The sequence below is a fragment of the Candidatus Ozemobacteraceae bacterium genome (genome assembly GCA_035373905.1).
Taxonomy (GTDB): domain Bacteria; phylum Muiribacteriota; class Ozemobacteria; order Ozemobacterales; family Ozemobacteraceae; genus MWAR01.
The window spans coordinates 141647-168057 of record DAOSOK010000006.1 but is presented as its reverse complement, the minus strand read 5'-3'; the positions used below and the strand labels follow the sequence as shown (position 1 = coordinate 168057).

General features: G+C 63.4%; 17 protein-coding genes. 11 read left to right on the top strand and 6 right to left on the bottom strand.

The genetic code is table 11. From position 1 onward, the window contains the following. Window positions 1-26: 26 nt before the first annotated feature. The 5 genes from rpsR to PLU72_04620 all read left to right on the top strand — a co-directional run bounded on the left by rpsR (window position 27) and on the right by PLU72_04620 (window position 4158). Window positions 27-272 carry a 30S ribosomal protein S18 gene (rpsR, locus tag PLU72_04640; GenBank protein HOT27454.1) on the top strand — a complete coding sequence of 82 codons (246 nt, stop codon included), beginning with the start codon at window positions 27-29 and terminating at the stop codon, window positions 270-272. 65 nt (window positions 273-337) lie between these two features. Beyond that, window positions 338-1486 carry a DUF2232 domain-containing protein gene (locus PLU72_04635; protein ID HOT27453.1) on the top strand — a complete coding sequence of 383 codons (1149 nt, stop codon included), beginning with the start codon at window positions 338-340 and terminating at the stop codon, window positions 1484-1486. A gap of 12 nt (window positions 1487-1498) precedes the next feature. Next, window positions 1499-1963, top strand: coding sequence for a 50S ribosomal protein L9 (gene rplI, locus PLU72_04630; protein ID HOT27452.1), 465 nt, complete (start codon window positions 1499-1501; stop codon window positions 1961-1963). 158 nt (window positions 1964-2121) lie between these two features. Beyond that, complete coding sequence (gene dnaB, locus PLU72_04625; protein HOT27451.1) at window positions 2122-3486, top strand: replicative DNA helicase; 1365 nt, start codon at window positions 2122-2124, stop codon at window positions 3484-3486. Between the two features lie 12 nt (window positions 3487-3498). Continuing rightward, on the top strand, window positions 3499-4158 hold the full coding sequence (locus tag PLU72_04620; protein ID HOT27450.1) for a phosphatase PAP2 family protein: 660 nt from the start codon (window positions 3499-3501) through the stop codon (window positions 4156-4158). Window positions 4159-4274: 116 nt separating this feature from the next. On the opposite strand, the gene lpxK is transcribed toward PLU72_04620, so the two are convergent. From lpxK to PLU72_04600, 4 genes are read right to left on the bottom strand one after another with little or no spacing between them, the layout of a single operon-like run. After that, window positions 4275-5315 (bottom strand): tetraacyldisaccharide 4'-kinase, encoded by a 1041-nt coding sequence (gene lpxK / locus PLU72_04615; GenBank protein ID HOT27449.1) that lies wholly within the window; start codon window positions 5313-5315, stop codon window positions 4275-4277. Beyond that, the gene (locus PLU72_04610) at window positions 5312-6301 is read right to left on the bottom strand and encodes a polysaccharide pyruvyl transferase family protein (protein HOT27448.1); all 990 of its coding nucleotides are present in this window, start codon (window positions 6299-6301) and stop codon (window positions 5312-5314) included. The genes lpxK and PLU72_04610 overlap by 4 nt, the downstream gene beginning before the upstream one ends. Continuing rightward, window positions 6298-7335 carry a glycosyltransferase gene (locus PLU72_04605; protein ID HOT27447.1) on the bottom strand — a complete coding sequence of 346 codons (1038 nt, stop codon included), beginning with the start codon at window positions 7333-7335 and terminating at the stop codon, window positions 6298-6300. Before PLU72_04605 ends, PLU72_04610 begins: the two co-directional genes overlap by 4 nt. 11 nt (window positions 7336-7346) lie before the next feature. Then, complete coding sequence (locus PLU72_04600; GenBank protein HOT27446.1) at window positions 7347-9482, bottom strand: glycosyltransferase; 2136 nt, start codon at window positions 9480-9482, stop codon at window positions 7347-7349. Between the two features lie 231 nt (window positions 9483-9713). On the opposite strand from PLU72_04600, the gene PLU72_04595 reads away from it, so the two are divergent. Beyond that, window positions 9714-10148: a hypothetical protein gene (locus tag PLU72_04595; protein HOT27445.1), complete on the top strand. Its 435-nt coding sequence runs from the start codon at window positions 9714-9716 to the stop codon at window positions 10146-10148. Further along, window positions 10138-12342: a heavy metal translocating P-type ATPase gene (locus PLU72_04590; GenBank protein HOT27444.1), complete on the top strand. Its 2205-nt coding sequence runs from the start codon at window positions 10138-10140 to the stop codon at window positions 12340-12342. The genes PLU72_04595 and PLU72_04590 overlap by 11 nt, the downstream gene beginning before the upstream one ends. A 147-nt stretch (window positions 12343-12489) precedes the next feature. Here the strand turns inward: PLU72_04590 and PLU72_04585 are convergent, their stop codons facing one another. After that, a complete protein-coding gene (locus PLU72_04585) occupies window positions 12490-15237 on the bottom strand; it encodes a PilT/PilU family type 4a pilus ATPase (GenBank protein HOT27443.1) in 2748 nt (915 codons plus the stop codon). Between the two features lie 294 nt (window positions 15238-15531). Here PLU72_04585 and PLU72_04580 point away from each other — a divergent pair, with 294 nt between their 5' ends. The 4 genes from PLU72_04580 (at window position 15532) to PLU72_04565 (ending at window position 24593) form a co-directional block, all read left to right on the top strand. Then, entirely contained in the window at window positions 15532-18405 is a 2874-nt protein-coding gene (locus PLU72_04580) for a clostripain-related cysteine peptidase (protein ID HOT27442.1), read from the top strand. Between the two features lie 104 nt (window positions 18406-18509). Continuing rightward, window positions 18510-20942 (top strand): GAF domain-containing protein, encoded by a 2433-nt coding sequence (locus PLU72_04575; GenBank protein ID HOT27441.1) that lies wholly within the window; start codon window positions 18510-18512, stop codon window positions 20940-20942. A 60-nt stretch (window positions 20943-21002) separates the two neighbouring features. Then, window positions 21003-23267 carry a xanthine dehydrogenase family protein molybdopterin-binding subunit gene (locus tag PLU72_04570; protein HOT27440.1) on the top strand — a complete coding sequence of 755 codons (2265 nt, stop codon included), beginning with the start codon at window positions 21003-21005 and terminating at the stop codon, window positions 23265-23267. 27 nt (window positions 23268-23294) lie between these two features. After that, complete coding sequence (locus PLU72_04565) at window positions 23295-24593, top strand: hypothetical protein (GenBank protein ID HOT27439.1); 1299 nt, start codon at window positions 23295-23297, stop codon at window positions 24591-24593. A gap of 121 nt (window positions 24594-24714) precedes the next feature. Here PLU72_04565 and PLU72_04560 read toward each other — a convergent pair whose 3' ends face one another. Then, window positions 24715-26244, bottom strand: a complete 1530-nt coding sequence (locus tag PLU72_04560; GenBank protein HOT27438.1) for a phosphatidylserine/phosphatidylglycerophosphate/cardiolipin synthase family protein — start codon at window positions 26242-26244, stop codon at window positions 24715-24717. Window positions 26245-26411: the final 167 nt, after the last annotated feature.

Sequence of the window (26411 nt, the reverse complement as noted above, 5' to 3'; positions counted from 1 at the left end):
GAAAAATTCTGGAGGATATAGGTATCATGGCCGAAAACGATTCCCCTCGCGAAATGCGTCGTCCCCGCCACCGGAAGGTGTGCCAGTTCTGCAAGGACAAGTCGACGTTCATCGATTATAAAGACACCAACAAACTTCGCCGCTTCATCAACGATCGCGGCAAGATCGTCAGCCGCCGCACCACCGGCACCTGCAGCGAGCATCAGCGCATGCTGACCGGCGCCATCAAGCGCGCCCGTAACATCGCCCTGCTGCCCTTCATCGCCGCCTGAGGCGCGGGCGGCCGCGGAAGGGACGCTTCCTTACCGCGGCCGATGCCCGACAAGAGCTGCGCATCATGAACAAGATCGTCGAACAGCGTCCCGCTGGGACCGCCCTCATGGCGGCTCTCACGCTGGTGACGCTGTTCGTCTCTCTACACACCCCGCTGTTCACTACGCTGCTGATGGCGGCGGCCGGCGTGCCTGCCGTATTCGCCGGGCTGGCGTGGGGCGGCGACTGGTTCGTCCTGTATGCCGGTTTGACGATCGCCGGGCTGACGGCCTACGGCGGCCCGGCGGCGGGAATCCTGTTCGTTCCGGCCCTGCTGCTTCCTGCGGGCCTGCTGGCGCGCGCCATGGCGCAGGGAACGCCCGCCCTGCGGGCGATTGGGGTCTCGCTTGCCGGCGCGATGCTGTTTTCCTTCTGTCTCTGGAGTGTTTCCCCGCTGTTCGGCGATGCGGGCGTCCGTGTCTGGAAGCTGAGAAGCGTGTTCGAGAGCCAGGCGAAAGTCCTCGAAGAGCAGGTGCGCAAGCTCAACACCCGGAGCGTCGTATCGAAACCCGCCGCGACGACTCCCGGGAAAACGCCCGGCGACGACGTCTCCGCGAAGAGCGCTGCACCAAGCGAAACCGCGGTCGTCCCCGGTTCCGATACCTCCGTCATCGGCTTGACCGAAGCGGCCGAGGCCGCCGAGGCGACGGAAGCGGTGATGCGCCAGTTCCGCGACTGGATGGAGTTCGTCGCGCTGCTGGTTCCGGTGACCTTTTTCTTCGGCTGGCACCTGTTCTCCCTGACGGTCATGTATCTGGGCATGTCGATGGCGGCCCCGAGGCACGGGCTGGTGGTGCAGCCGCTTCCCGCCTTCTCAAGCTGGCGGTTTGACTGGAGGCTGATCTGGATGTTCCTCGCCGGCTGGCTGCTCTACAACGGCGCCGACGGGATCGTTCAGATCGAGATCCGGCACATCGTCCGGGTGATTGGCGCGAACTGCATCGCCGTCAGCAAGATCCTGTACTTCATCGTCGGGATGTCCCTGCTGTTCTACTTCTTCGAGAAAAATGAGATCAGCACGCCGAACCGGTTCGGCCTGTCGATCCTGGCCCTGCTGATGACCCAGTTGCTCGTCTGGGCCGGCATCGCCGACGTGTGGCTCGATTTCCGGGCCCCACCGCCCAAAAAAGTGAACAACGACGACGGAGAGTCGTCATTCTTCGATCAATTCTGAGGAGGAATTACCATGCAAGTCCTGTTGATCCAGAACGTCGGAAGCGTCGGCAAGCGCGGCGAGACCAAGCGCGTCGCCGAAGGGTATGCCCGCAACTTCCTGTTCCCCCGCAACCTGGCCGTGCCGGTCACCCCGGGCACCATGAAGAACCTCGAGATGCTCAAGCACTCCTGGAAGCGCCAGGAAGTAAAGGAAAAGGAAGAGGCCCAGGCGGTCGCCAAGAAGATCGACGGTCTCACCATCAAGATCACCCGCAAGTCAGGTGAGAAGGGCCGCTTGTTCGGCTCCGTCACCAACACCGAGATCGCCGAGCTGATCGGCAAGAAGATCGACATGCAGCTCGACAAGCGCAGCGTCGTCGTCGAGCACATCAAGGAGCTCGGCGAACACGAAGTCACCGTGAAGCTCTTCACCGACGTGAAGGCTACCGTGAAGCTCGTCGTCCTCCCCGAGGAAGCCGCCGAAGTCACCGCCTGATCCGTCTGTATCGACGAGGGGATCCGGAGAAGATCCGTCTTCTTCGGATCTCTTTGTCGAAAACGGCAGTTTCTGCGACGTGTTTTGGCGTGGTCTTTGGGGTAGAATCGACGTGATCCGGGAAGAGTGCGCGACGGCGACGGGTTCGAGGTGAGACGATGAGCGATACGTTCCAGAAAATTCCCCCGCAGAATCTCGAGGCGGAGCAGGCCCTGCTCGGCTCGATGATGATGGACGTCGATGCGGTCGTGAAGGCCGTCGAGTTCATCGTCGCCGACGACTTTTACCAGGCCTCTCACCGTGCCATCTTCCAGGCGCTCGTGAACCTGTATCAGGCGAACAAGCCCTGCGACATGGTCACGCTGCAGGAGGAGCTTCGCGCGCAGAACCAGCTGCAGGACGTCGGCGGCGCGAGCTACCTGGCCCAGTTGCTGAACGTTGTTCCCACGGCGGCGAACGCGGAGCACTACGCGAAGATCGTCAAGGAAAAATCCCTGCTTCGGCAGCTGATCGGCGTCAGCGGCGAGATCGCACGCACCGCCTTCGAGCCGCAGGTGGTCGCCCAGACCGTCCTTGACGAGGCGCAGCAGAAGGTGCTCCAGCTCACCCAGATGGGCAAGACGCAATCCTACGTGCGCATCCGCGACCTGGTCGCCGACACGTTCAACCAGCTCGAACGCCTGTATGAGCACAAACAGTCCGTCACCGGCGTGGCGACGGGTTTTACGAAGCTCGACGAGATGACCTCCGGCTTCCAGCCGTCGGACCTGATCATCGTCGCGGCCCGCCCGTCGATGGGGAAAACCGCCTTCTGTCTGAACATCGCCCAGCACGTGGCCGCCGTCAACGCCGTTCCCGTGCTCATATTCTCGCTCGAAATGTCGTGCAAGCAGCTCATGCAGCGCCTCATCGTGTCCGAGGCCCGCATCGACGGCCAGAAGATCCGCAACGGCTTCCTTGCCGACGAGGACTGGGCGAAGCTGACCATGACGGCCGGGGTGCTCGAGGAAACCCCCATCTTCATCGACGACTCGCCGAACGCGACCCTCATGGAGGTCCGCAGCAAGGCCCGCCGCGCCAAGGCCCAGGAGAACATCGGCCTCATCGTCATCGACTACCTGCAGATGATGAGCCTGCAGAGCGGCGGCAGCAGCCAGGACAACCGCGTGCAGGAAATCTCGGCCATCTCCCGCGGACTCAAGGGAATCGCCCGCGAGCTGAATGTGCCCGTCATCTGCCTGTCCCAGCTGTCACGTGCCGTCGAGTCGCGCACCGACAAGAGGCCGATGCTGTCCGACCTCCGCGAATCCGGCGCCATCGAACAGGACGCCGACGTCGTCATCTTTTTGTATCGCGATCAATATTATAATCAGAAGAAAGAAGAAAGCAAAAACAAGGCCGAGGTCATCATCGCCAAACAGCGCAACGGGCCGGTCGGCACCTGCGAAATGGCGTTCTTCCCGCATTTCGCGCGGTTCGACAACCTCGAGACCGTCATGACCGAAGACTACATGGGCGAGTAGGGCCGACGGCCCATGGAGACGATTCTCGCGGCCGACCGGGCCCTGTTCCACCTGCTCAACGGCGTCTGGACATGCGGCTTTCTCGACGTCGCCATGCCGCTCGTCACCGACGCGAAACTCTGGGCGCCGTTCCTGATCCTTCCCTGGCTCTGGCTGATCTTCGGCGCGCAGGGGAAACGCCGCGCTCTCGCGCTTCTGTTCGCCCTCGGGATCGGAGGAAGCGATTACGTCACCTCTGGGATCATCAAGAAATCCGTCGGCCGCAAACGCCCCTGCTGCGCGGAACCGGGCGCCCGTCTGCTGGTTCCCTGCAAGAGCAGCAGGTCCTTCCCCTCGTCGCACGCGGCGAACACCGCCGCCGCGGCCGCCGTCATCTGGCTCGAAGCCGGGGCGCCCGCCGGCGCGACATTCGCGTTCGTTTCGTTCGTTGTTGGATATTCAAGAATATATATTGGTGTGCATTATCCTGCCGACGTCGCCGCCGGCTGGCTGGCCGGCATTCTCGTCGCAAGCATCGTCGTTCTGGCCCGACGCCGCTTCTTCGGCCGGCCGGCTCCGCCGGCGGAATGCCTTTCGGTGGAGGCGCCGGCGGCCGGTCATGAGTCCTTGGAGGGTCCTCCGGGCCCTGAAGCGTCTCGAGTCCTGCAGAATGAACACCCCCGTTCGCCCTGAGCTTGTCGAAGCCTGTCTTTAGTCTCCCGAAGGGGGCGAGAGCCTCTCGCGCTTCGACAGGCTCAGCACGAGCGGGAACGTGAAATTGGATTTTGTTCTGCAGGGGTAAAGAGGCTTCAGCTCGTGCGCCTGCAGCGCGAGAGGTCGATGCCGAGGCGTTTCAGCGCTTCCCCCAGAGGCTCGCCCGTGACGGGACGCATGCGGATCTCGAGCGTCCAGATGCCGTGCTCCGCCGCCTGCGGGGCGGAAATCTTGATCCGGTCCTTGGCCGTGCAGACCGGCGTTGCGCCGAGCCGCCGGGCTGCTTCCGCCACGCTCGCCAGACGATCCGCGGAAAACGCGTCGTGATCGCGAAAGGCGCGGGTCTCGAGAACGGTGTTTCCTGCGCGCTTCAACTGGGCGGCGAACGTTTCCGGTTGCGCGATGGCGGCGAACGCGAGAACGGGATCCGGCCCCTCGCCGACCGGGAGACGCCGGCCCTGGGGGTCGATCCAGCCAGCCGGCTTCGTCTCCATCTCGAGGATGGGAACGCGGGGAGCCGTGGCGGTGAACCAGTCGAACCACCGCCGCTTCGTCGGATCATCCGCGAGTTCGCACCGGGTGAGAACGATCAGGTGGGCGTCGCGCAGGCGCTCGGGGGGCTCGCGCAGCCTGCCCAGCGGAAGCGGTTGCGCGTGTTCCGCGGGCATCAGGGCGTCCCACAGAACGATATCGATGTCGCGGCTCAACCGCCGGTATTGAAAACCGTCGTCGAGCAGCATGACGTCGGGTTCGAACCACCGCTCCGCCTGTCTCGCGGAATGGGCGCGGTTCTTCCCGACCAGGACGGGCACGTCGGGAAACAGGGCGGCGAGGAGGCGCGTCTCATCCGTCAGATCTTCCGGATGCGGCCCGGCGCCGGTCACGAGGTAGAAGCCGCGCTCCCAGGGGCTTCGATACCCGCGGGTGAGGACGACCCGGTTCGACGGCAGAGACGGGTCCGACAGGAGTTCGAACAGGAACGGCGTTTTGCCGGTGCCGCCGACCGACAGGTTGCCGACGCTGATGACGCAGGCGGCCGGCCGTTCGACGAGGAAGGGGACGGCTTTGAAAAACCGGTGCTCGGTCCGGGCAAGCCGGCCGTAGAGGTGCGAAATAGCGCTCAGAAACCTTTTCATGAGACGTCTTCCCAGGTCCGTCGCAGGAGGTCTCTCATGACGGCGATTTTCCCGGTTTCGGCGGAAATGAAGCCGGGATCGGCGGTGCGCGGCTCCGGCGGTTCGGGATCGGCCGGCGAGGGAACCGGAAGGCCCGCGTTCGCGGCGAGTTGACTCGCCTTGTGATCGTACGGCAGAGCGCGGACGGGAATGCCGGACCGAAGCAGCGCGAGCAGGACGTGGTATCGCATGGCCCAGCCTTCCCTGAACCTGGCGGCCGTCGAAAGCAGCGTCGGAAAATTCGCGGGTTCATGCACGGGAAGGCCGGCGAACAGATGCTCCAGCAGACGCCGGTCTTCCCCGCGGGCCGAAATTCCAAGCCGGTTTGCGTTGCCGGCGCGAGGCCACCAACGGAGGGCGGCATTCTGCCAGTCGGGAGTGAGCCAGGGGCGTATATTTATAACTATTGAATTGTCAGGAATTCCGCTGGCCTCGGTGCAATCCGGACTTTCAGGATTCAATGCCCACGACCAGTCTGTGCCAAGGTCGGCCCGGCGGCCGGTCAGCCGGTTGAACAGACCGACCGACTCGGCGTCACGAAGCATGCAGACATCAATCCCCGTAAGTGCGGCTGTTGCCAGCTTGCGCGCCGCCCTGCCGCGGAGGGGGCCGATGCCGGCGCCGAGCAGGGCCGCGGGTACGCCGGCCAGGCGCGCGGCGCACAGCCGGAGGGCGTAGAAGGAAACGCCCTCGAAAGACCAGTCCTGGAGCAGGCCTCCGCTGGCGACGACAAGTCGGGAGCCTCGCAGGGCGCCGATGAACGACGGCCACGATGCGATGCCGCGCCGCCGGATGGCGGCGACGCAGGCCGGCAAGGGCGTGTTGCCGGCCGTGGCGACGATCGGGGTGCCGGGCGGCATGGCGGAGGCGATTCCCCGGAGAATCGCGTCGTCTCCGAGGTTGCCTTCGCCGAAAAAGCCGATCAGCAGCAGGTGCCTGGCGGTCATCGTCCCTTCCGTTCCTTCAACAATCTGCAAATCACGGCGAGCCGGTCGTCCCAGGTCGCAGGCCTCAGCGTCAGAGGCGCGAGCGAGGCGTCTGCTCCGAGCCGGTCCGCCGCTTCGACCGGCGTCAGTGTCCGTGTGACCAGGGGATGCCGGCGCAGGGATTCGATGCGCGGGGCCCAGACGGCAAGCCCTCTCGCCGCATACTCGTAGGCTTTCACCGGATCGACCCCGGCCGTCAGCGGATCGTCCCGGAACGGTATCAGGCCGATGTGGCACCGGTCAAGCAGTTCGCGGAGCGCCGCATGGTCGAGGACGCCGTGCCAGGTGACGCCGGGGCGGGCCAGCAGGTCTTTCCAGCCCCGGCCCCGGCCCGGACCGGCGATGTGCAGTTCGACGCCGGGGTGTTCGGCGAGGGCTGCAAGCCACGCGTGGTCCGTCCATTCGTAATGCGCACCGGCCGAAACCAGCCGGAACGGCGGGCCGGCCGGTCGTTTCGGCGGCTGCGGAAAAAGCCAGCGCGCGTCGACGGCGTTCGGCACGAGATGAACCGAAGCCGCCCCGGCTTCGGCGGCTTCGTCGGCCAGCAGGGGCGAGGAGGCGAACACGAGATCGGCGCGCCGGTACAGCCGCTGCTCGTGAACGAGCCATGGGAGCCGTCGCTGGCCCGGAAACGCACCGTGCCTGTCACACCGGTCGTAAACGATCGAATTCCAAGGAAATCGGGATAATGGCGAAAGCGAGGGTTCGCCCACCCAGAGACGTGTTTCGGACGGTCTGACGCCGTTCGCCGCCAGGTGAATCATGGCAAGTTTCATCGCAACAGCCTGGAGACCGGGAAATCCGGCGGCCCGAAAGGGAACGCGGATCGAAAGCGTTCTCAGCCTGCAGCCCAGTTCCCGCAGCCTGGCTCCCCAGCCGCCGCTTAGCAGCGGATCGAGATACGTCACGTCCCAGCCGTCGCCGGCAAGCCCCGAGGCGAGCGCCTGGTGCCGCTGTCGGAGGCCGTTCCAGGGAACGGCGCCCGCGAAGAGCATCGACCGGCCGCTCATGACGAGCGAGGGACGGCCGTGTCGAAGCCGGGCAGGCCGGAAACATCGGCGCAGACGTGCTCGAACCGGTCGATCATTCCCTCGAAATCATTGATCGCCTGAAACTTCGCGCGTGCGGCGGCGCGGAATGACTCGTATGCCGGTCCGGAAAGAAGCCTGTTCAGGCCGTCGATCAGCCCCGCTTCGTCGCCGGGTTTCACGAGTACGCCGTTCGCGCCGTCCTCGACCACTTCGGGAATGCCGCCGACATTCGTCGCGATGCAGGGGAGGCCCCACCGCATCGGCTCGATCAGGCTCAGCGGGATGCCTTCGCCGAGGGACGGAAGCATGACCAGGTGGAGTTTCGGATACCAGGCGTCCATGTCGGGCTCAAATCCGTGAAACGTCGTGATCCCCTTCAGCGGGCCTGATGTGACGAAGGATTGGAGGGCCGCGCGCTCCGGGCCGTCGCCGAAAATCTCGATTCGCAGATCCGGCAGATTATGAATATTACTTGCTATAGCATTGAACGCCCAGCGGTGTCCCTTGTTCGCGTGGAGTTTCGCGGGAATGCCGACGACCCAGGGCGGGGCCGGGGGAGCGGTTCGATGCATCGGCTTTCCGGGAATGCGGTTCGGGATGACGGAAATTCGCTCAGGCGGAATGCCCTGGCTTCGGAGATGCTCGCCGACGGATTCCGAAACGGCGACGAGATGGTCGGAAAACCGGTAGTAGATCTCCCGGTTCAGGCCGTGAACGTGGGAGATCACGCTCGGCCCGCCGATGAGACGCAGCAGGCCCGAGGCCAGGGCCGCCCGGTTCAGGTGGGCGCTGACGAGATCGGGACGGTGAATCAGGAGGTCCCGGGCCAGGCGGACGCCGAAGAACAAGCCGCCGGCCGTCATCGGAGCGACGGACGTCGCGATGCCCGACTCTCTGAGCTTGGCCGCGAGCGGATCGCCGGCGCAGGTGGCCGTGATGCGGAATCCGCGACGCCGGAGCGCCTGCGCGAGCGAAAGAGCCAACCGCTCGCCGCCGCCGAGTTCGCATGACGAAACGGCAAGATGGACGGCGGCCCGATCGCCGGGCCAGTGATGCAATATGTTATGATATAATATCATGTGCGTGTCGAGGCATGATTTTCGGCGGAACTCCGCATTGACGCGGCGGTTGCCGGAGATGCCCATCGCGAGCCGGCTCGGCTCGTCCTGCAGAAGCCGCTCGATGGCCCGTGCGAGGGCATTCCTGTCCTCCGGCGGCACCAGAAGACCGTCGACGCCGTCACGGACGATTTCGGGGATTCCGCCGACCCTGCTGGCGACGACCGGAAGGTTGCGATCCATGGCTTCGCAAATCGTGATGCCGAAGGCCTCCTCGCGCGAGGGTGCGACGAAGATGTCGAGGGTGTCGAGAAACTCCTTCGGGGAGGAAACCGGGCCGGTCCATTCCACGCAGGCGTCGATGCCGAGACGCGCGGCGAGTGTCCCGAGATTGCCCCGCTCCTTCCCGTCGCCGCCGATCACGATCCGCAGGGGATACCTGGAGCACAGTCCGGCGCACGCCTCGAGCAGGATGTCGACACCCTTGACTCGATGAAGGCGGGAAAGCGTTCCGATCCTGATGGGGCGCCCCGGCGACGTTCGCACCGCTCGGGGCGTCGTCGAGGTTTCCACCCCTGGGTAGATGACGGATGCGCGGCCGGGCGGCAGTTTGTGGATGCTTTTCTCATACCAGTCGGCAAGAAACCCGCTCGGGAAGAGAATGTGGTCGGACAGGCTCGCCATGCGCTTTTCGACGGAGTGGAACCTGCCCGATTCGAAGCCGTGGATCGTCGTCACCAGCCTGGTTTCCGTCAGTCGGTTCCGAAGAACCCGGGCCCAGAAGGTCGCCCGCGACAAATGGGAGTGGATCACGTCGGGGCGGAACTCCCGGCAGAGCGCGAGAAGCCGCCAGGCCGCGGCGATGTCGAACAGTTCCTCGCCCAGGATCCTGACGTCGAAGCCTTCCCGGCGCAGCGGGGCACTGAGAGGCCCGTCGCGGAAGGCGGCGATGACCGTGGCGTGGCCGGCCCGCCTGGCTGCACGCGCCAGGTCCGAGACCAGGATCTGCGCGCCGCCCCAGGTGAGAGCGTTCACCAGTTGCAGAATTTTCACGTGGATGTCCGTGGAGGTGGTTTGTGTTTTGGCTATCATCATGGTTAAATGAAACGTGTCGCTTTGGCAATCTGCATGCGGATGTTTTGCGTTTATGCGGGGAAGACGGCGTGCAGCCGACCGCCAGAGCCCATCCCCGGGAAAAGGAGAAGTGTCATGAAACACTCCTGGTGCGCACGAACGATTCCTCTTGTGCTCGGTATGTTGCTCGTGATCGGAGGCGCGTTTGCCATGATTCAGACCATCCCCAACGATCAATTGATCGCCGGCTCGGAACTCATCGCGGTTGTCAGCCTCAAGAAAAGCACCGAAACGGGCACGGATGAAAAGGGCTTTGCGCAGGTCGAGAACGTTCTCACGGTCCATGAAACCCTGAAGGGCGAGGCGAAACCCGGCGACGAGATTCTCGTCGACACGATCGGCGGCGGATTCGAGGATGAGGTCGTGTTCAAGCCCCGCCGGCAGGTGCTGGTGTTCCTGGTGCCCGGAGCCCCCGGGCGCTTCCAGGTGAATAACTTCGTCCAGGGCGCCTGGCCCGTCGATCCCGACGGCAGACTGCACGGCATGGGTGAGGGCGAAACCCTCGAGACCGTGAAAAAGACCATCGAGCATCTGAAGACCAACCCGCCGGCCCCTGCATCCGATACCCGGGGCGATGCCTTCTGACCAGCCCGGCGCCACGAGGCGCACCCCGGCAGATCTCTTCCTGCTCATCGGGGGAATGAGCTGCGCGAACTGCTCGCGCGGCATCGAAAAGGGGCTTTCCAGGCTCGACGGCATTCTTTCCGCCCGCGTCTACCTCGCCGACGAATCGGCGGAAATCTCGTTCGATCCTGAAAAGATCGACCCCGAAACGATCCGGAAACAGATCGTCAGCCTGGGATACGAGGCCCGGCCCCTCGATGCCGAGCCGGTCGGGGAAACCGGCCGCGCCGGGCTCGCATTCACCGCGCTGCTGGCTCTTCCCGTCGCCGTTCTCGCGATGGGCGCCGCCGATACCTGGGCGAACCGGTTCTCCCAGATGGTGCTGTCGGGACTTCTCCTGATGACCTCCGGGCGGCATTTCTTTTCGGGTGCCGTGCGATCGCTGAAAAACCGCAGCACGAACATGGACGTTCTCGTCGCGCTCGGAGTGGGCGCAGCCTGGGGCTACTCGGCCCTCGTCCTGACCATGCCCTCTTTCGCGGGGCATCACGGCATGATCCATTTCGAGGCGGCCGCCCTGCTCATCCTGTTCATCTCGATCGGAAAACGCCTCGAGTCTGTCGCCCGGCGCGAAGCCGCCGCTTCTTTGCGCGGCCTGACGAACCTCCAGCAGGGAACGGCCCGCCGCGTCGGCCCTGACGGCGCGGTCGTCGACATCCACGTCGATGCCGTCGAGCCCGGAGATCAGCTGGTGATACGCCCGGGCGAACGCTTCCCGACCGACGGCGAGGTCTCGGCCGGCGACTCGTCGGCGGACGAGAGTCTGCTGACCGGCGAATCGATGCCGGTCGCGAAGTCGCCCGGCTCGCCCGTGGTATCCGGCAGCGTCAACCTGAACGGCGAACTGCGCGTGCGGGCCACACGCCGCGGCGCCGAGTCGACGCTTCAGAGCCTGATCCGGACGATGCGTCGCGCGCAGGCGGACAAGCCGCGCCTCCAGCGGTTCGCCGACCGGGCGTCGGACGTCTTCGTGCCGGTTGTCGTCTCGCTGGCCGCAGCGACGTTCGCCGGCTGGTTGTTCGCCGGGAAAGGCCTCAACACGGCGCTCATGCACGCCGTCAGCGTGCTCGTCGTCGCCTGCCCATGCGCTCTCGGCCTCGCGACGCCGACGGCCATCGTCGTGTCGAGCGGCATTGCGATGGCGAGAGGTCTGCTCGTGAAGAAGCCCTCGTCGCTTGAAGCCCTCGCCGGCGTGAAATATATTTTATTCGATAAAACAGGCACGCTCACCGAGGGCGTGCCCGCCGTTGCCGACGTCGCATGGCTCGCGCAGGACGGATGCCGGCGCTTCGCCCCCGCGATCGCCGAACTGGCGTCGCGGTCCCTGCATCCGTTGTCGCACGGCATTCATAAAAACCTTTCTCAATATATAGAAAAAAATAATACCCATTCCTTCGTTTCCGTCGAGGAAAAACGGGGCTTCGGGCTCGTCGGAGTGTCGTCTTCGGGCGAACGGCTGGTCATCGGCAGCGAACATCTGCTTGCCGAGGAAGGAGTGAAGCCCCCGAAACTCCCGGCCGGATTCGCAGAAAAGGCGCTGACACCCGTGTTCGCCGCGTCGGGCCGCGAGGTTGTCGCCGTCTTTGGCCTTGCCGACCTGCTTCGGGCCGAATCACCGGGCGTTTCAGCCGCACTCCGGGCCGCGGGGATCGAGCCCGTCATCATCAGCGGCGATAGGCCGGAACCGGTGCGCGCCGCCGCGGCCGCCTCCGGCATCACGGAGTTCCGTGCGGGCGTGCTTCCCGGGCAGAAGCTGGAAATCCTGCGCGAATACATCGGGCGCGGCCCGACCGCGTTCGTGGGCGACGGGATCAACGACGCGCCGGCGCTTTCCGCCGCCACGGTGGGGATCGCCCTCGGCTCCGGCGCTGACGCGGCCCGCGAGGCCGTCGACCTCGTGCTGGTGCGCCGCGACCTGTCCCTCGTCCCGTTCGCCGTCGACCTCTCCCGCGCGACGATCGCGAAGATCCGCCAGAACCTGGCCTGGGCCGTCTTCTACAACATCCTGACCCTGCCCCTCGCGGCCGGCCTGCTGGAGCCCTTCTGGGGCCCCGGCTACAGCCTCACGCCCGCCGTAGCAGGCATGACGATGGCCCTCTCCTCCATCTCCGTCGTCCTCAACTCCCTGACCCTTCGCCTGAGGTGGCGGGCCTGACGGCACAGGGCCTTTTCATGAGGTGAGACCGTTCGCCCTGAGCTTGTCGAAGCCTGCCCTGAGTCTGCCGAAGGGGGCGAGGGGGCATTCGTGCTTCGACAGGCTCAGCACGAACGGAATGATGATGCGGCTCTGGTTTCCAAGGTCTCAGGGTTTGACGGGGCGTTTCTGGGCGGCCGGGGCGGCGGGTGCTGAAGCCGGAGCGGCGTGCGGGGTTCCCGACTTCGGAGTCATGCCCTGCATCAGTTGCTGGAAGGATTTTTTGTCCTGCACGTGCGGCATGACCGTTTCGACGGAGCAGATCTCGTAGGCGGCGAGGCGGGCGAGCGCCTGGTCCATCGTCTGCATGTGCTCTCCGGACGCCGTCTGCATGATCGAGATGATCTGCTCGGTCTTGGCCTCCTTGATCAGGTTGCGCACGGCGATGTTGCAGATGAGCATCTCGTGGGCCAGCACGCGCCCTTTCCGGTCGCTGCGGGGAAGCAGTTTCTGGGAGATGATCGCCCGCAAGACGCCGGCCAGTTCGAGCCGGATCTGGTCCTGGTGGTCGGCCGGGAACGCGCCGATGATGCGGTTGATGCTCTCGCTCGCGCTGATGGTGTGCAGGGTCGAGAAGACGAGGTGGCCCGTTTCCGACGCCGTGAGGGCCAGCTTGATCGTCTCGGGGTCGCGCATCTCGCCGACGAGAATGACGTCGGGGTCTTCCCGCAGGGACGAGCGCAGGGCATCGGCGAACGAGTGGGTGTGGGTGCCGAGCTCGCGCTGGTTGATGCTGCACCGCTTGTGCTGATGCACGAACTCGATGGGATCCTCGATCGTCAGAATATGCTCATGGCGCGACTTGTTGATGTAATCGACCATGACCGCCATCGTCGTCGACTTGCCCGAGCCGGTCGGGCCGGTCACGAGGATCAGCCCGTTCCGGTTCTCGCAGAGCGGCTCGAACACCGACCGCTGCAGGCCGAGCTCCTCGAACGTCGGAATCTGCGTGGGAATCAGCCGGAACACGCCGCTGACGCCCTGCCGCTGCCGGAAGATGTTCGCCCGGAACCGGCCGACGTGCTTCACCTCGTATGAAAAATCGATTTCCCAGTGTGACTTGAATCGCTCGAGCTGCTCCTCGTTGAAGATCGACAGGATCAGCTGCGACGCGCGTTCCTCGGTGATCGAGGGAAGATTGGTACGCGTCAGTTCGCCGTGAACGCGGAACATCGGCGGCAGGCCGACGTTGAGATGAAGGTCTGAACCGTGCTGCTCCTTGAGCTGGGCCAGCAGGTCGTCGAGAGTGCGATACTGGGAAAGCGGCACCGGCACGTATTCGTCGCTCGGCAGCTGGTCGGGATCGAAGTCGGCCATCGTCACTTTTTCCCGGCCGAGAATCTTGTGCAGCTGCTCCGCCTTGAGATGGTGCAGGTAGGAAATGAACTTCTCCTGCTGGGCCGTGTCGAGCGTCACGAGGATGCCGAGCAGGCTCGAAAGGGCCGGATATTGAAGGGCCTTGAGCGTCTTCTCGCACCAGAACGAGATCGACTTGTCGCGATCGAATAAATAGATGACAAGATATTTGATGACCTTCAGCCGGCTCATCTGGACCAGCCCCTCGGAAATCGCCGTCCGGACCGAGGGAGGCGCATCGCGGAAATTGAGGATGAGCAGCTCGGCCACGTACTCGACGTCGAGTTTGCACAGCGCCTTCACGGCGCAGACCCGCACGTTCGGGTTCGGATGGTGATCGACGAGCGTCAGCAGAGGCCGCGCCGCCGATGCGTCACGGCCCGAGCCCAGCGTTTTGGCCGCCCAGAAGATCGTGTCGAAGGAGGGATCGTTGAGGGCCGCGATCAGCTCCTCGTGTGCCCGCGGGATGAGATTCGCGAGCAGGTCGGACGCCAGCCGCCGGATGATCCAGACGGGATCCTTGAACGCCCGCACCAGCAGCCGGACGCCTTCCTGGTCTGGATTCTGCCCGATGGCGCGCAAAGCGTAGAACCGGTCGTCGGGATCGGCACTCTCGAGTTGTTCCCTGAAAAAATGGCGGCTGCGTTCCGCGAGGATCTTGCCGGTCATGACGTTCAGCTCATCCTTCAGTTCGGGGCCTTTCTCGCGGATGAACTTGACCGCTTCGTCAAGGGCGCGCTCCCCTTTGGTCGCGAAGATATGGGCGGCCTGGTACCGCATGACCGGCGACTCCTCCATCAGGGTCGCGAACAGGAAGCCGAGGGCCTGGTCACCCGGGACGTATTCGAGCGCCGCGATGGCGTACAGCTTGACCGTGAAATCCTTCGAGGTCAGGAATTTCCGGATGTTGTGCATGGCCTTGGGGCCGGAGAGGTCGATCAGCAGCTTGAGGGCCCAGTATTTCTCGTGCAGGTTCCCCCCGGCGAAAACCGTGCTGATGGGTGACAGCAGTTTTTCGCCGTATGCCGCCAGCCGCTTGTTGAGATGACGCCGCAACGCCCAGCTCGGGTCGCCGAGATGCCGGATGAGCAGCTCGAACGTCGCCGGGCTTTCCGGGCCGGCAAACAGCAGGTCGGCCGCCAGGATTTTCGTCTCGTCTTTCTCGTTGCGCTTGAATACCTCGGCCAGTTGGTCGTGGTTGAGTTTTCCCGCGCCGCCGAGAAGCGAAAGGGCCCAGTAACGGACGTTCTCGTTCGGATGGTTGAGGAGCACCAGGAGCGGCTCCGTCACCTTGCCGATATGCGGCTGGACGAGCGCGACGCACTTCTGCTGGACGTCGGCGTCGGGATGGGCGAAGCCTTTGTATATTAAAAACAATAAAAGTTGCTCGTCGTCGGCCTTTCCGGCTTTATCGAGAAGCGAGAGAATCTGACGGGTGTCATCGAGCTGAAACGCCCTCTGCAAATTGCTGAGAAGTTCGGCCGAAGAAGTGGAACTCATGCGCGTGCCCTCCGGTGCCGGAGAAGTCCTGGAGCGAGACCGTTCTGAAACGATTCCGGCGTCATTCTATCCGGTTCGTTCGAAGCTATGCAAATCACCATTCGGGGCAGTCGTGCTTCGACGGGCTCAGCACGAACGGTATCGAGTAGGCGGGTGATCGTCGTGTTCCATGTGAGACGAGCGAGGAGGAGAAGGAGCGGGAAAGAACATTGACAGGCGTACAGGAATCGGTATGATTGATAGATAAACCTCCCACTGCTGGGCGGAGTTGTCACGAATGAAGGAGATGCTTCGATGAAAGCTTCTTTGCATAAATTTCTCGCGGGAATCCTGAGCGGAGTTCTGATGTTGTCTGCGGCCGCGGCATGGGCGGTGGCGGGCCTCGATTCGGACCTGAAGCTGATTCGTGAAGTTCAGCAGAAGAAGGTGACGCTGCAGTATCTGGCCGATCCGCGCTCGAAGGCGTTTCTGACCGACCTGCTGAAGGATTTTCCCGAAAAGATCCGGAAAAATTTCCGGGCCAATATCACCGGCGCCTACCGGAAGCAGCTGCTCGCGAATTACGACGCCAAGCTGGCCGAGCTCACCGTCGACATCCTGACCGGCGTTACCGGCGACGCGGCCCGGGAAAAGATCATCGGTGCGGCCGAGACGTCGCCGTTTCCCCTCGACTTGGCCTATGCGGGCGTCATCAAACACATGTCGGACGCCCTGGCGTTCGGTCGGGCCCAGCGCATCGGTTCCTCGGGCCTGATCACGTCCCCGGAGTCGATTCGGCTCGCCGACCGGCTCGAAACGCTCGTCGGCCGCTTCCAGAACAGCGCCGCTCTCGATTCCTGGGATGCCGTGAAGGGCCTGTATGCGGATGTTCCGCGCAAGGATTTCCCGATCTGGTGGTATGACGACGCCCAGCACGACGACGTGCCGTATATCACGCACGGCCCGGCGACCGTTTCCGCGCTGGTTCCGCAGAAGCGCAAGCAATGGACGGTGCTGGTCTTCCTCAACGCCGACAACGACCTCGAAAACAGCGGCATGAAAGACCTCAACGAGATGGAGCTGGTCGGCTCTGACGAGAACCTCAACATCGTCGTGCAGATCGACCGCCAGAAGGGCGCGAAGGGCGAGACGATCGAGGACGGCAACTGGATCGGCACCCGCCGGTACGAGGTCGTCCGCGAGCGCACGAAGAAGATCGGCTCGAAGCTCGTCGCGAACCTTGGTGAGCGCGATATGGGCAGCAGGAAGGAACTGGCCGAGTTCCTGACGTGGGGCATCGAGAACTATCCCGCCGACCGGTTCATGGCGGTCATCTGGAACCACGGCGCCGGCTGGGTCGGCATCTCCTACGACGACGAGTCCGGCAACAACCTCACCGTGCCCGACATCGTCTGGGCCTGCAACCAGGCCAAACCCGCCCTCGAAAAGGTGAATCCGAAACACCCCCGCTTCGACATCATCGACTTCGACGCCTGCCTCATGGGCATGATCGAGATCGCCTACGAGCTGCGCGACGTGTGCGACTTCATGATCGCGTCCGAAGAAACCGAGCCTGGCCAGGGCATGCCCTACCAGGACACCCTCAAGCCGCTCAGGGAAACCCCCGGCATCACGCCGCGCATGGCCGCCCGGGAAATGGTCGCGGGCTACGTGAAATCCTTCGCCGCCGGCGGTTCGCAGACAACGAAGGTGCTCGGCGGGGCTTCGGTGACGAAGTCCGCCTACGACCTGTCCCGCATCCAGCCGCTCGCGGCGCTCGTCGGAAAGCTCGGCGAGGCTCTCTCGGCGAACCACGACGCCTATACCCAGGCGCTGATCGACGAATACGGCAGTTTCGCGAAGATCCGCCGCTACAGCGAGGCCAGCTTCGTCGATTTGCACGACCTCGTGGTTCGGCTCGCCACCATCAAGTCGATGCCCGATGAGGTCAGAAATATATGTGTTGATATTGTAAAAACGATCGGCTATCCGAAGCTGGTCGACCGCCTGTCCCAGCCCGTCGTCATCAAGCGCCGCACCCCGGGCGCGGTGATCTGGGGCTACAACGGCTGGAAGCAGCCGCCGGCCGAGCTGAGGCCCCGCGGAAGCACGGTCTGGCACTCGCGGTTCGTCCGCACCCCCCTGCGCGGGCCCGACGCGAACGGCGACTACGTCTGCGCCATCGGGCCGTTCGGCCTGGTGATCGACCCGGTCGCCAAAAAGCGCGAATACGTGACCGAAATCAATTATCGCATCGAGTATACAAACGGGAAGACGAGCCCCGACTTCACCGACCGCACCGGCCGCGAATACGTGATCGTGAACGATTTCGCCGCAGGCTCCCCGCTCATCGCCGAGGGCCACACCCAGGGGATGGGCAACAGCTACGGCCTGTCGATCTATTACCCTTACTGCCTCGAGTTCCGGACTGCCTACAAATCCCTCCGGTTCGCCCGCGACACGGGATGGGACGAGTTCATCGCGCGGGTTCCGCAGTATCGCGCCAACTCCCCGGTGCTGGTCACCGGCGGCATGGTCGAAGACCCGGGCACGCTGCCGCTTCTGCTTCGCGCGTTCAAGAACCTCGGCCTTCAGCCCGATATCCTGTGGGACCCCAAGGTGTTCGGATATAAATACGCCGATATTCTTCGCCAGTACCGGAACGGCGCCGTCTTCACCGACAGCGTCTCGGTCAGTTCCTTCGGCGAACTCGCTCCTTCGGCCGACGACCTCGCGAACTACCTCTCCGGCGGCGGAGCCCTGTTCCTCGCCGCCCAGTCGGTCGAGCAGAAGAACACCAATATGCCCCTGCTCGAAGGGTTCTTCAAATTCCGCTATCTCGAAGACGACCGCGATCTTCCCCGCCTGTCGTTCGCCTCGAAGGACGGCGCCGCCGTTCCCTTCGAACTGAACGGGGAAGACTCGGCGCAGTCGGCAAAAGACGTGACGATCATGGCGTGCGATGCTCCCGCCGCGCCCTTCGTGAAAACCGAAGACGGCCGGACCGCCGGCCTCTCCGTGTCCGGCACATCGGAATCGGGCAACGCATATCGCGGAATATACCTCGGCTTCCGTTTCGAAGCGGTGACCGGCGAATCCGTCCGCACGAAACTCATCGACACCGCGCTGAAACTGCTCGTCCCGTCCCTCGGAAAGCTTCCGAAACCCCTCGAATCGAACGGGGAGTGAACGAACCGAACGAAAGGCCCGCGCCGATGTGCGCGGGCCTTTCGGCACCTGGAGGGATTGTATTCGGGGATGTGCGCTGATAGACTGGCGGTGAGAGAGGATGCATGAAACTGGCCAGCGTTGTGGAGAATCTGAAAAAGATTCTTTCGGGTGAGCGGGTCGACGGTGCTTCGGCCTGCGACGAGACGGGGGAACCGCTTCCACCGGACCTGCTGTCTGCGCTGGCCGACGGAAGCCTCACGTCGGCGCAGGTGGACGGGCTCATCTCCGCCCTTGCCGGTCGGTCGCCCGAAACGGGACGCGCCATGCTGAGCGGGGTGCTTTCCCATGTCGCCCGGCTGCTCGACGCCTCGACGTCCCTCCTCAACAACCTGCTTTCCATCACGGTCGGCATCGCCGTCCGGATCGTCGGGGCCGAGCGGGGAACGCTGTTCCTGCTCGACCCCGAAACGGGCGAACTGTTCTCCCGCGTCATGCACGGGAACGAGGTCGAGGAGATCCGCCTGTCGCCGGGAAGCAGTATCGCATGCGCTATTATGGCGTCAGGCCAGGCCGAGATCATCACCGACGCATACGGCGACGTTCGCTTCAATAAGGAAATCGACCGCCAGAGCGGTTTCGTCACGAAATCGATCCTCGCTGTCCCGCTACGGGTCGCCGGAAGCGACATTCCTGTCGGCGTCATCGAGCTTCTCAACAAAACATCCGGCGAGTTCACCCCGGCTGACCTTGCCGCCGTCGCCGACATCTCGGGCAACGCGGCCGCGGCCCTCAGAAACGCGCGCGATCTCGAACTGACCCGGCGGGCGCGCGAGAGCGAGGACCGCATGCAGGAAGTCACTGCGGCGATCTCTTCCGAGCTGAACCTCAAGCCGCTTCTCGAGAAGATCATGCAGGCCGTGACGATGATCCTCGACGCCGACCGGGCGACGCTGTTCCTGCACGACGAGAAAACCAACGAACTCTGGTCGCAGGTCGCGCTGGGCCTCAACGACCAGGAGATCCGTTTCCCCGCCCACCTCGGCATTGCGGGAAAGGTGTTCACGAGCGGCGAGACGATCAATATCCCGGACGCCTACGCCGATCCCCGGTTCAACAAGGAAATCGACCGCAAAACCGGCTATCGCACGAAGAACATCCTCTGCATGCCCGTCGTCAACCGCACCGGCAAAACGATCGGCGTCACGCAGGTGCTCAACAGAAGGGTGGGGGTGTTCACCCGCGTCGACGAGAAGAAGCTCAAGACCTTTTCGGCGCAGGCGGCGATCGCGATCGAGAACGCCAAGCTGTTCGACGAAGTGCTGAACATGAAGAACTACAGCGAGAGCATCCTCGAAAGCCTCAGCAACGGCGTCATCACGGTGAACGCCATGCGCAGGATCGAGAAGTGCAACGCCGTGGCCTTGCGCACATTCGGCGTGACGACCGACCAGATCCTCGGAAAATACGCCGACATCTTCTTCACCGGCGACAACCACTGGATCGTCGACAGCCTGCGCCGCGTCATCGCCACCCAGGAGGCTGACAACTTCCTCGACGCCGAGATCGTCGACCGGCAGGGGCGCCGCGTCTCGCTCAACATGGCCGTCGCGCCGCTGCACGACGCGCAGAACCGCCCCATGGGCGGTTTGCTCGCCTTCGAGGACCTGACCGGCGAAAAGCGCCTCAAAAGCACGCTTTCACGCTACATGAACAAGGAGGTCGCCGACCAGCTCCTCAACTCCGACGGCATGCTCGGCGGCAAGATGCAGGAACTGACGGTCCTCTTCAGCGACATCCGCAACTTCACCACGATCTCCGAGCGGCTCGGCGCCCAGGACACCGTTGCGATGCTGAACGAGTATTTCACCACGATGGTCGACATCGTGTTCCATCACGGGGGAATTCTCGACAAGTTCATCGGCGACGCCATGCTGGCCGTCTTCGGCGCGCCGTTCACGACCAGCGAGGACACCGACCGCGCCGTCATCACCGCCATCGAGATGCAGCGCGCGCTCAAGGAGTTCAACGGGAAGCGCGTCGAGAAGGGCCTCCAGACGATCGACATCGGAGTCGGCATCAACACCGACACCGTGCTGGTCGGCAACATCGGCTCGCTCAAACGCATGGACTACACGGTCATCGGCGACGGCGTGAACCTCGCCTCGCGCCTCGAGGGCGCCAACAAGTTCTACGGCACGAGCATTCTCGTCAGCGAGAACAGCTTCAGCCGGCTCGTCTATCCGCACCGCTCGCGCGAAGTCGATCTGCTGCGGGTCAAGGGCAAAAACCGCCCCGCGAAAATTTACGAGATCCTCGACCACCACGACACGACCTCGTTCCCGAACATGGACGACCTGCTCGCCTGCTACAAAAACGCCATCGACCTCTACCACAAACGCGAGTGGGAAGCGGCCGGCCGGGCGTTCGGCGAGGCGCTCCGGCTCCACCCGGGCGACACCCTGTCGAAGGTGTATGCCGACCGGTGCGCGCACTTTCTGCGCGAACCGCCGCCCGACGACTGGGACGGCATCTGGGTGATGCACACCAAGTCGTGACCGTGATACACTCATGGCGAACCATTCGTTCCAATTCCAACTGCCCCGAGGAGGTCCCTCATGCCTGCCGTCGGTTTATCGCTTCCGCGGAAAGACGCCTGGGATAAGGTCAACGGAAAAGCAAAATATATTGATGACTATTCATTTCCCGGCATGCTCCATGCCGCCACGGTCCGCTCTCCCGTTGCCTACGGCAGGCTGAAGGGAATCGACGCGTCGAAGGCGCTCGCCATGCCCGGCGTTCACCGGGTCTTCACGGTCGCCGACATTCCCGGCCGGAATGTGAACCCCCTTGTTCTCGACGACCAGCCGTTCCTCGCTTCCGAGTTCGTGAAGTTCCACGGCGAGCCGGTCGCCCTCGTCGCTGCCGATACGCCGGAGCAGGCATATGCCGCCGCTGAGGCGGTGAAACTCGACATCGAGCCCCTCAAGCCGATCCTCTCGATACGCGAGTCGCTCGAGCCGTCCGCGCCGCGGCTGTATAAAACAGACAATATTTTCAGCAGATACGTCATCAGACACGGCGACCTCGACGCCGCCTTCGCGAAGGCGACCCGCATCTTCGAACGCGAATACGAAACCCCCTACCAGGAGCACGCCTACCTCGAGACCCAGGGCATGATCGCGGTGCCCGGCATCGAGGGATCGATGACCGTCTACGGGTCGATGCAATGCCCCTTCTACGTCCATGACGCCGTGTCCGACATCCTCGGCTGTCAGCGAAACAAGGTGCGCATCGTCCAGACCACGACCGGCGGCGGCTTCGGCGGCAAGGAGGATTTTCCCTCGATCCTCGCCGGACACGCCGCGATGATCGCGCAGTTGCTCGAACGGCCTGTGAAACTCGTCTACAAGCGCGAAGAAGATATCATCGCAAGTTCCAAACGCCATCCGGCACTGATCCAGATGAAAGTCGGCACCGACGCCGACGGGAAGATTATTGCTGCAGATATAAAATACTACGTCGACGGCGGCGCCTTCGCGACGCTCAGCCCGATCGTCCTCTGGCGCGGAACGGTCCACGCCCTCGGGCCGTACGTCTGCGACAACGTCCTCATCCAGTCTTTCGCGATGGCGACCAACAAGGTGCCGTGCGGCGCCTACCGCGGCTTCGGCTCGCCGCAGGTCATCTTCGCGGGCGAAACCCTCATCGACGAGATCGCCGACGAGCTGAAGATCGACCCCGTCGAGATCCGGCGGCGCAACGGCCTGAAACTCGGAGCGAAGACCGTCACCGGCCAGGTGATCGACCAGTCGTGCGGTCTTTCCGAGACGATCGACAAAGCCGTCGCGAAGTCCGACTGGACCAAAAAATGGCAGCATCCTTCCGCCCGCAGCGGCAACGTTCGCCGCGGCATCGGTATTTCGACCGTATATTACGGCGTCGGCCTCGGGGCTGGCGGCAAGCATCTCGACCGCGCCGGCGCGAGCATGATCATCATGAAGGACGGCACGGTCCAGTGCGCCGTCGGCAACACCGAGATGGGGCAGGGGGCCCGCACGATCCTTCCCCAGATCGCCGCCGATGCGCTCGGCATCCCCTTTGACAAGGTGTTCCTGGTCGAGACCGATACCGGCTTCGTTCCCGACTCCGGCCCAACCGTCGCGAGCCGAACGACCTTCATGTCCGGAAACGCCCTGGCGGCGGCGGCGAAGGAATTGAGACCCCGCCTCCTCGAATCGGCCGCCGGCTTGCTCGGGGCGAAGCCCGACGAGGTCGACCTGGTGGATGGCGTTGCGTTCATCAAGGCTGCCCCGCAGGGGAAAAAGGTCGCGTATCCCGACGTTGTCAAGGAAATGTATCTGCGCAGGCTTCAGCCAAGCGCCTTCGGCTGGTATATCGCCCCCGACTCGACCTTCGACAGGGAGACCGGCCAGGGAAACGCCTACTTCACCTATAGCTACGCCACGAACGTCGCTGAGGTCGAGGTCGACATGGAAACCGGCGAACTCCGCGTGTTGAAGATCACGTCGGCCCACGACATGGGCAAAGCCATCAATCCCCAGCAGGTTGAGGGCCAGATCGAAGGCGGGACTCTCCAGGGCGTTGGATACGCGACCATGGAGGAGATTCGGCACGATCCCCAGGGGCGCATGCTGAACAATGCCTTCGCGACCTACATTCTGCCGACGACCGAGGACGCGCCCGAGATCGACCCGATCATCGTCGAGCACGGCTACAGCGAAGGCCCCTATGGTGCCAAGGGATTCGGCGAAGTGCCCCTGATGGGCATCGCGCCGGCGGTCGCCAACGCGGTCTACAACGCCACCGGCCGGCGCATCCGCGTCATGCCGATCAAGCCGGAAAAGCTGGTCGACTGCTGATCAGGAACCCCTGAGGAGGGACGAAGCGTGGAAAAAGACGCAGAACTCCGTTCCAGCCCCGCCGCGGAACCGCCAGAGGCGGCGCGCGCCGCAGTTCCCATGACGTTTCCCGTCGCGACGGACGAGCCGGACGAAGCCCCGCCGTGGGATTGGGAGCGCATCTTCGCCCTGCTGGCGACGATGACGGTGCTCTTTTTCTACACCCGATCCTGCCCGTTCTCCTCGGGCACTTACTGGGACCTCCTCTTCGCGCGCGAGTTCGACCTGAACATCAACTGGGCGCTCCTCCCCGAGACGATCGCGCTCGGAATCGCCCAGTCCGCCGCGTCGCTGGCGGGACTCAAGACGCTTTGCCACCTCCTGTTTTTCGCCCTGGGGTGCCTCCTGCTGAACTGGATCTTCAGGGGGCGTGAAATATTGCCAGGTTTAATAACCTTAGGAATATTTTCTTTCGCCATGCAGCCCCTGCTCGGGCTGAGGGCCTTGCTGCAGATGATCTTCACCGTCGGGCTCCTCGCCCTCCTCGATTCCGACGCGCTGAAGGAAAAGTTCGGGGTGATGCTGATCCCGATTACGGCCGCGGCGAGCGCCCTCGGGCTCAACAGCTGGGTGCTGGTCGCCCTTGTCACGTCCTACGCGCTGTTCAGGTCGGATTACCGTCTGACGCTGATCCTCAGTGCCCTCATCGGGATCCTCTGCTTCCCCGAGGGCGCCGCCAGCGCCGTTTCCGGCGACATGCCTCTCTCGACCCTGTTTCCCAATCCCGACGACCAGCAGTTGATGAGCCTCATCGCCGGCATCTTCCTGATTCCCAATCTCATGGCCCTTTCCCGGATCGACGAGGAAAACTTCCCGATCGTCATCTTCTACGCCTTCACCGGACTGCTGGCGCTGGCGAACCCGGGCGGCATGCCGTTGTTCGTCGTCACCGGCGTCGTCCTGCTTCTGAAGGCCCTGGGCGACATCGAACCTCTGTCCCTGAACACCCGGCTCGCGGGAACGGTGATCCTCGTCGTCCTGATTCACTTGTTCCTGTTCCTGAACCCTTCAGGATTCTCCATCAATCCGACCGTCCGCGGCGAACTCGGAGCGGAAGTCGAAGCCCTCCTCCAGGGACGCATCAAGAGCCGCGCCATCGCGGCGCACGATCTCGGAGAGTTGATGTGGAAAGGCCTTCTGAACATGAAGCCGGACGACATCACGGCCCTGCCGCACATCCCCCGCCTCCGCATCATCGAACGAAACGGCGCTCTCGAGCTGATTCGGGAAGAAGAGGAGGAGGTCGCCTCCGACACGATGGCGGCTGAACGCGCCCCAACTCCGTGACTCCCCGGTAGACATCAGGGCAACTGCAGGGGCGGGTTTCAAACCCGCCTCTACGTGCAAATAGATACGAAAATACAACTCCCCCGGGGGATACCCGGGGGAGTTGAGCTTGAACTGCAGGTCAGATCACGGGGCGCAGCCAGGTCAGCTTGCGCAGGAAGTTCATCTTCTTGACGATTTCCTTGGAGCAGTGATCTTCGGGGCCGTAGGCCTTGGTCACGTTACCGTCCTTGTCGACGGTGATCTTGTATTCGACGGTCACCTTCATGTCGTCGAAGAGGCGCAGAGCGGTCATCGTCGCAAACTGCGGATCGCAGATGGCGGCGACGACTTCCGAGTTGATCTGCTCGCTGAGAGCATCCATGTTGTAGGAGCCCACGACGGCGATCTGCCGGTCGAACACGAACACTTTCGAATGAAGCCGCTCGTTGATGGACGGGGCGACCAGCAGACGGCAGGTCGGCATCTCCTGGAGCATCTTCTTCCAGTCGGACATCAGGAACGCCTGGGGAAACAGTGAGTCGGTCGAGCCGCCGCTGTTGGTGTGCATGATGATCTTCACGCCGCGCGCCGACGCGCGCTTGAGGGCCGCTTCGGCCTCGGCGGTGAGAACCAGATAGGGGTTCTGGATGATGATCTCGTTTTTGCTGCAGTCGATGAACTTGACCAGAGTGGGGGTAATGCCGTTCAGGGCGCCGAGGCGGGAGTGCTTGTCGAGGATCTTGACGGGCTTCGGGCGTTCGCCCCGGAACAGCTGGAACGATGCGTAGCTTGAGAGGTTCTTGTATTTGGAAAGCTCTTCGTTGAATTCTTTCAGCGCCTCGGGCAGCTTGCCGGACAGCTTGATCTTCGATGCGTCATACAGGCCTTGGCCGAGCATGAACCGGCGCAGCGCCATGTTCGCCAGGTCGAGCCGGGCCGACTGGTCTTTCCAGTTGAACGTGTCGGGCTTCACGACCGAGTTCTTCAGGCAGCTCCACTCGTCCTCGAACGCCTTCTTGAGCTGGCCGGCCACGTGCTCGCCGCTCATCAGCACGTCGGTGTCGCGGTACACGATGCCGTATTCGCCTTTCCCGACGAAGTAGTCCGGGCCGATGTTCCGGCCGCCGATGATCGAGGTCTTGCCGTCGACGATGATGATCTTGTCATGGTTGCTGGCGAACGCCGCGCGGAAGTCTTCGAACATGGCCAGAAGCGACTTGCCGATCGAGTTGAACTGCTTGATCTCGACATTGGGAACGGCCGCGAGCTCCTCGAAACGGTCGGGCATCCCCTTCATATAGCCTGATCTATAAATTCGCCCGTCGATCATCAGGCGCACCCGGACGCCCTCGCGGGCCTTTTTTGCGAGCAGGCCGAGGAACGCTTGGCCGAAGATGTCCTTGTCGACGATGAAATACGTGCAGTCGATCGTCTCCTTCGCGCTCTCGATCATCTTCCAGCGGGCATACAGAGCGTCGTCGTTCTTCCAGATCAGCCGGACGCGCGTGCTGATGTCGCCCTTGGGAACGGAGATCGAGTCGAACGCCGATTTCAGGTCTTCGTTCGGAGCCAGGGTGGGGTTGCCGGCGCCAAGCCACGCGGTGACGACGATCACGGCGAGGAACGCAAGGGCGATTCCGCGGACCACACTCGTATTGAAGCGCTTCATCGAGGCCCTCCTTGAGGGAAAAATCGTACGGATACGAGGAATATTCTTAAATTCTCCACGAAAACGACGGTTTCGTCAAGTAATGATGCGCGTTTGAAAAAGATTTCCCGCATTGACGGTTGAACTTTGCCCGGAAACGCTGGTACCCTGAGGCTCGCATGGAACGC

What these genes read in the sequence shown, in the direction of transcription:
- rpsR (HOT27454.1), top strand. Translation starts at nt 27, where the DNA reads ATGGCCGAAAACGATTCCCCTCGCGAAATGCGTCGTCCCCGCCACCGG.
- PLU72_04635 (HOT27453.1), top strand. Translation starts at nt 338, where the DNA reads ATGAACAAGATCGTCGAACAGCGTCCCGCTGGGACCGCCCTCATGGCG.
- rplI (HOT27452.1), top strand. Translation starts at nt 1,499, where the DNA reads ATGCAAGTCCTGTTGATCCAGAACGTCGGAAGCGTCGGCAAGCGCGGC.
- dnaB (HOT27451.1), top strand. Translation starts at nt 2,122, where the DNA reads ATGAGCGATACGTTCCAGAAAATTCCCCCGCAGAATCTCGAGGCGGAG.
- PLU72_04620 (HOT27450.1), top strand. Translation starts at nt 3,499, where the DNA reads ATGGAGACGATTCTCGCGGCCGACCGGGCCCTGTTCCACCTGCTCAAC.
- lpxK (HOT27449.1), bottom strand. Translation starts at nt 5,315, where the DNA reads ATGAAAAGGTTTCTGAGCGCTATTTCGCACCTCTACGGCCGGCTTGCC.
- PLU72_04610 (HOT27448.1), bottom strand. Translation starts at nt 6,301, where the DNA reads ATGACCGCCAGGCACCTGCTGCTGATCGGCTTTTTCGGCGAAGGCAAC.
- PLU72_04605 (HOT27447.1), bottom strand. Translation starts at nt 7,335, where the DNA reads ATGCTCTTCGCGGGCGCCGTTCCCTGGAACGGCCTCCGACAGCGGCAC.
- PLU72_04595 (HOT27445.1), top strand. Translation starts at nt 9,714, where the DNA reads ATGATTCAGACCATCCCCAACGATCAATTGATCGCCGGCTCGGAACTC.
- PLU72_04590 (HOT27444.1), top strand. Translation starts at nt 10,138, where the DNA reads ATGCCTTCTGACCAGCCCGGCGCCACGAGGCGCACCCCGGCAGATCTC.
- PLU72_04585 (HOT27443.1), bottom strand. Translation starts at nt 15,237, where the DNA reads ATGAGTTCCACTTCTTCGGCCGAACTTCTCAGCAATTTGCAGAGGGCG.
- PLU72_04580 (HOT27442.1), top strand. Translation starts at nt 15,532, where the DNA reads ATGAAAGCTTCTTTGCATAAATTTCTCGCGGGAATCCTGAGCGGAGTT.
- PLU72_04575 (HOT27441.1), top strand. Translation starts at nt 18,510, where the DNA reads ATGAAACTGGCCAGCGTTGTGGAGAATCTGAAAAAGATTCTTTCGGGT.
- PLU72_04570 (HOT27440.1), top strand. Translation starts at nt 21,003, where the DNA reads ATGCCTGCCGTCGGTTTATCGCTTCCGCGGAAAGACGCCTGGGATAAG.
- PLU72_04560 (HOT27438.1), bottom strand. Translation starts at nt 26,244, where the DNA reads ATGAAGCGCTTCAATACGAGTGTGGTCCGCGGAATCGCCCTTGCGTTC.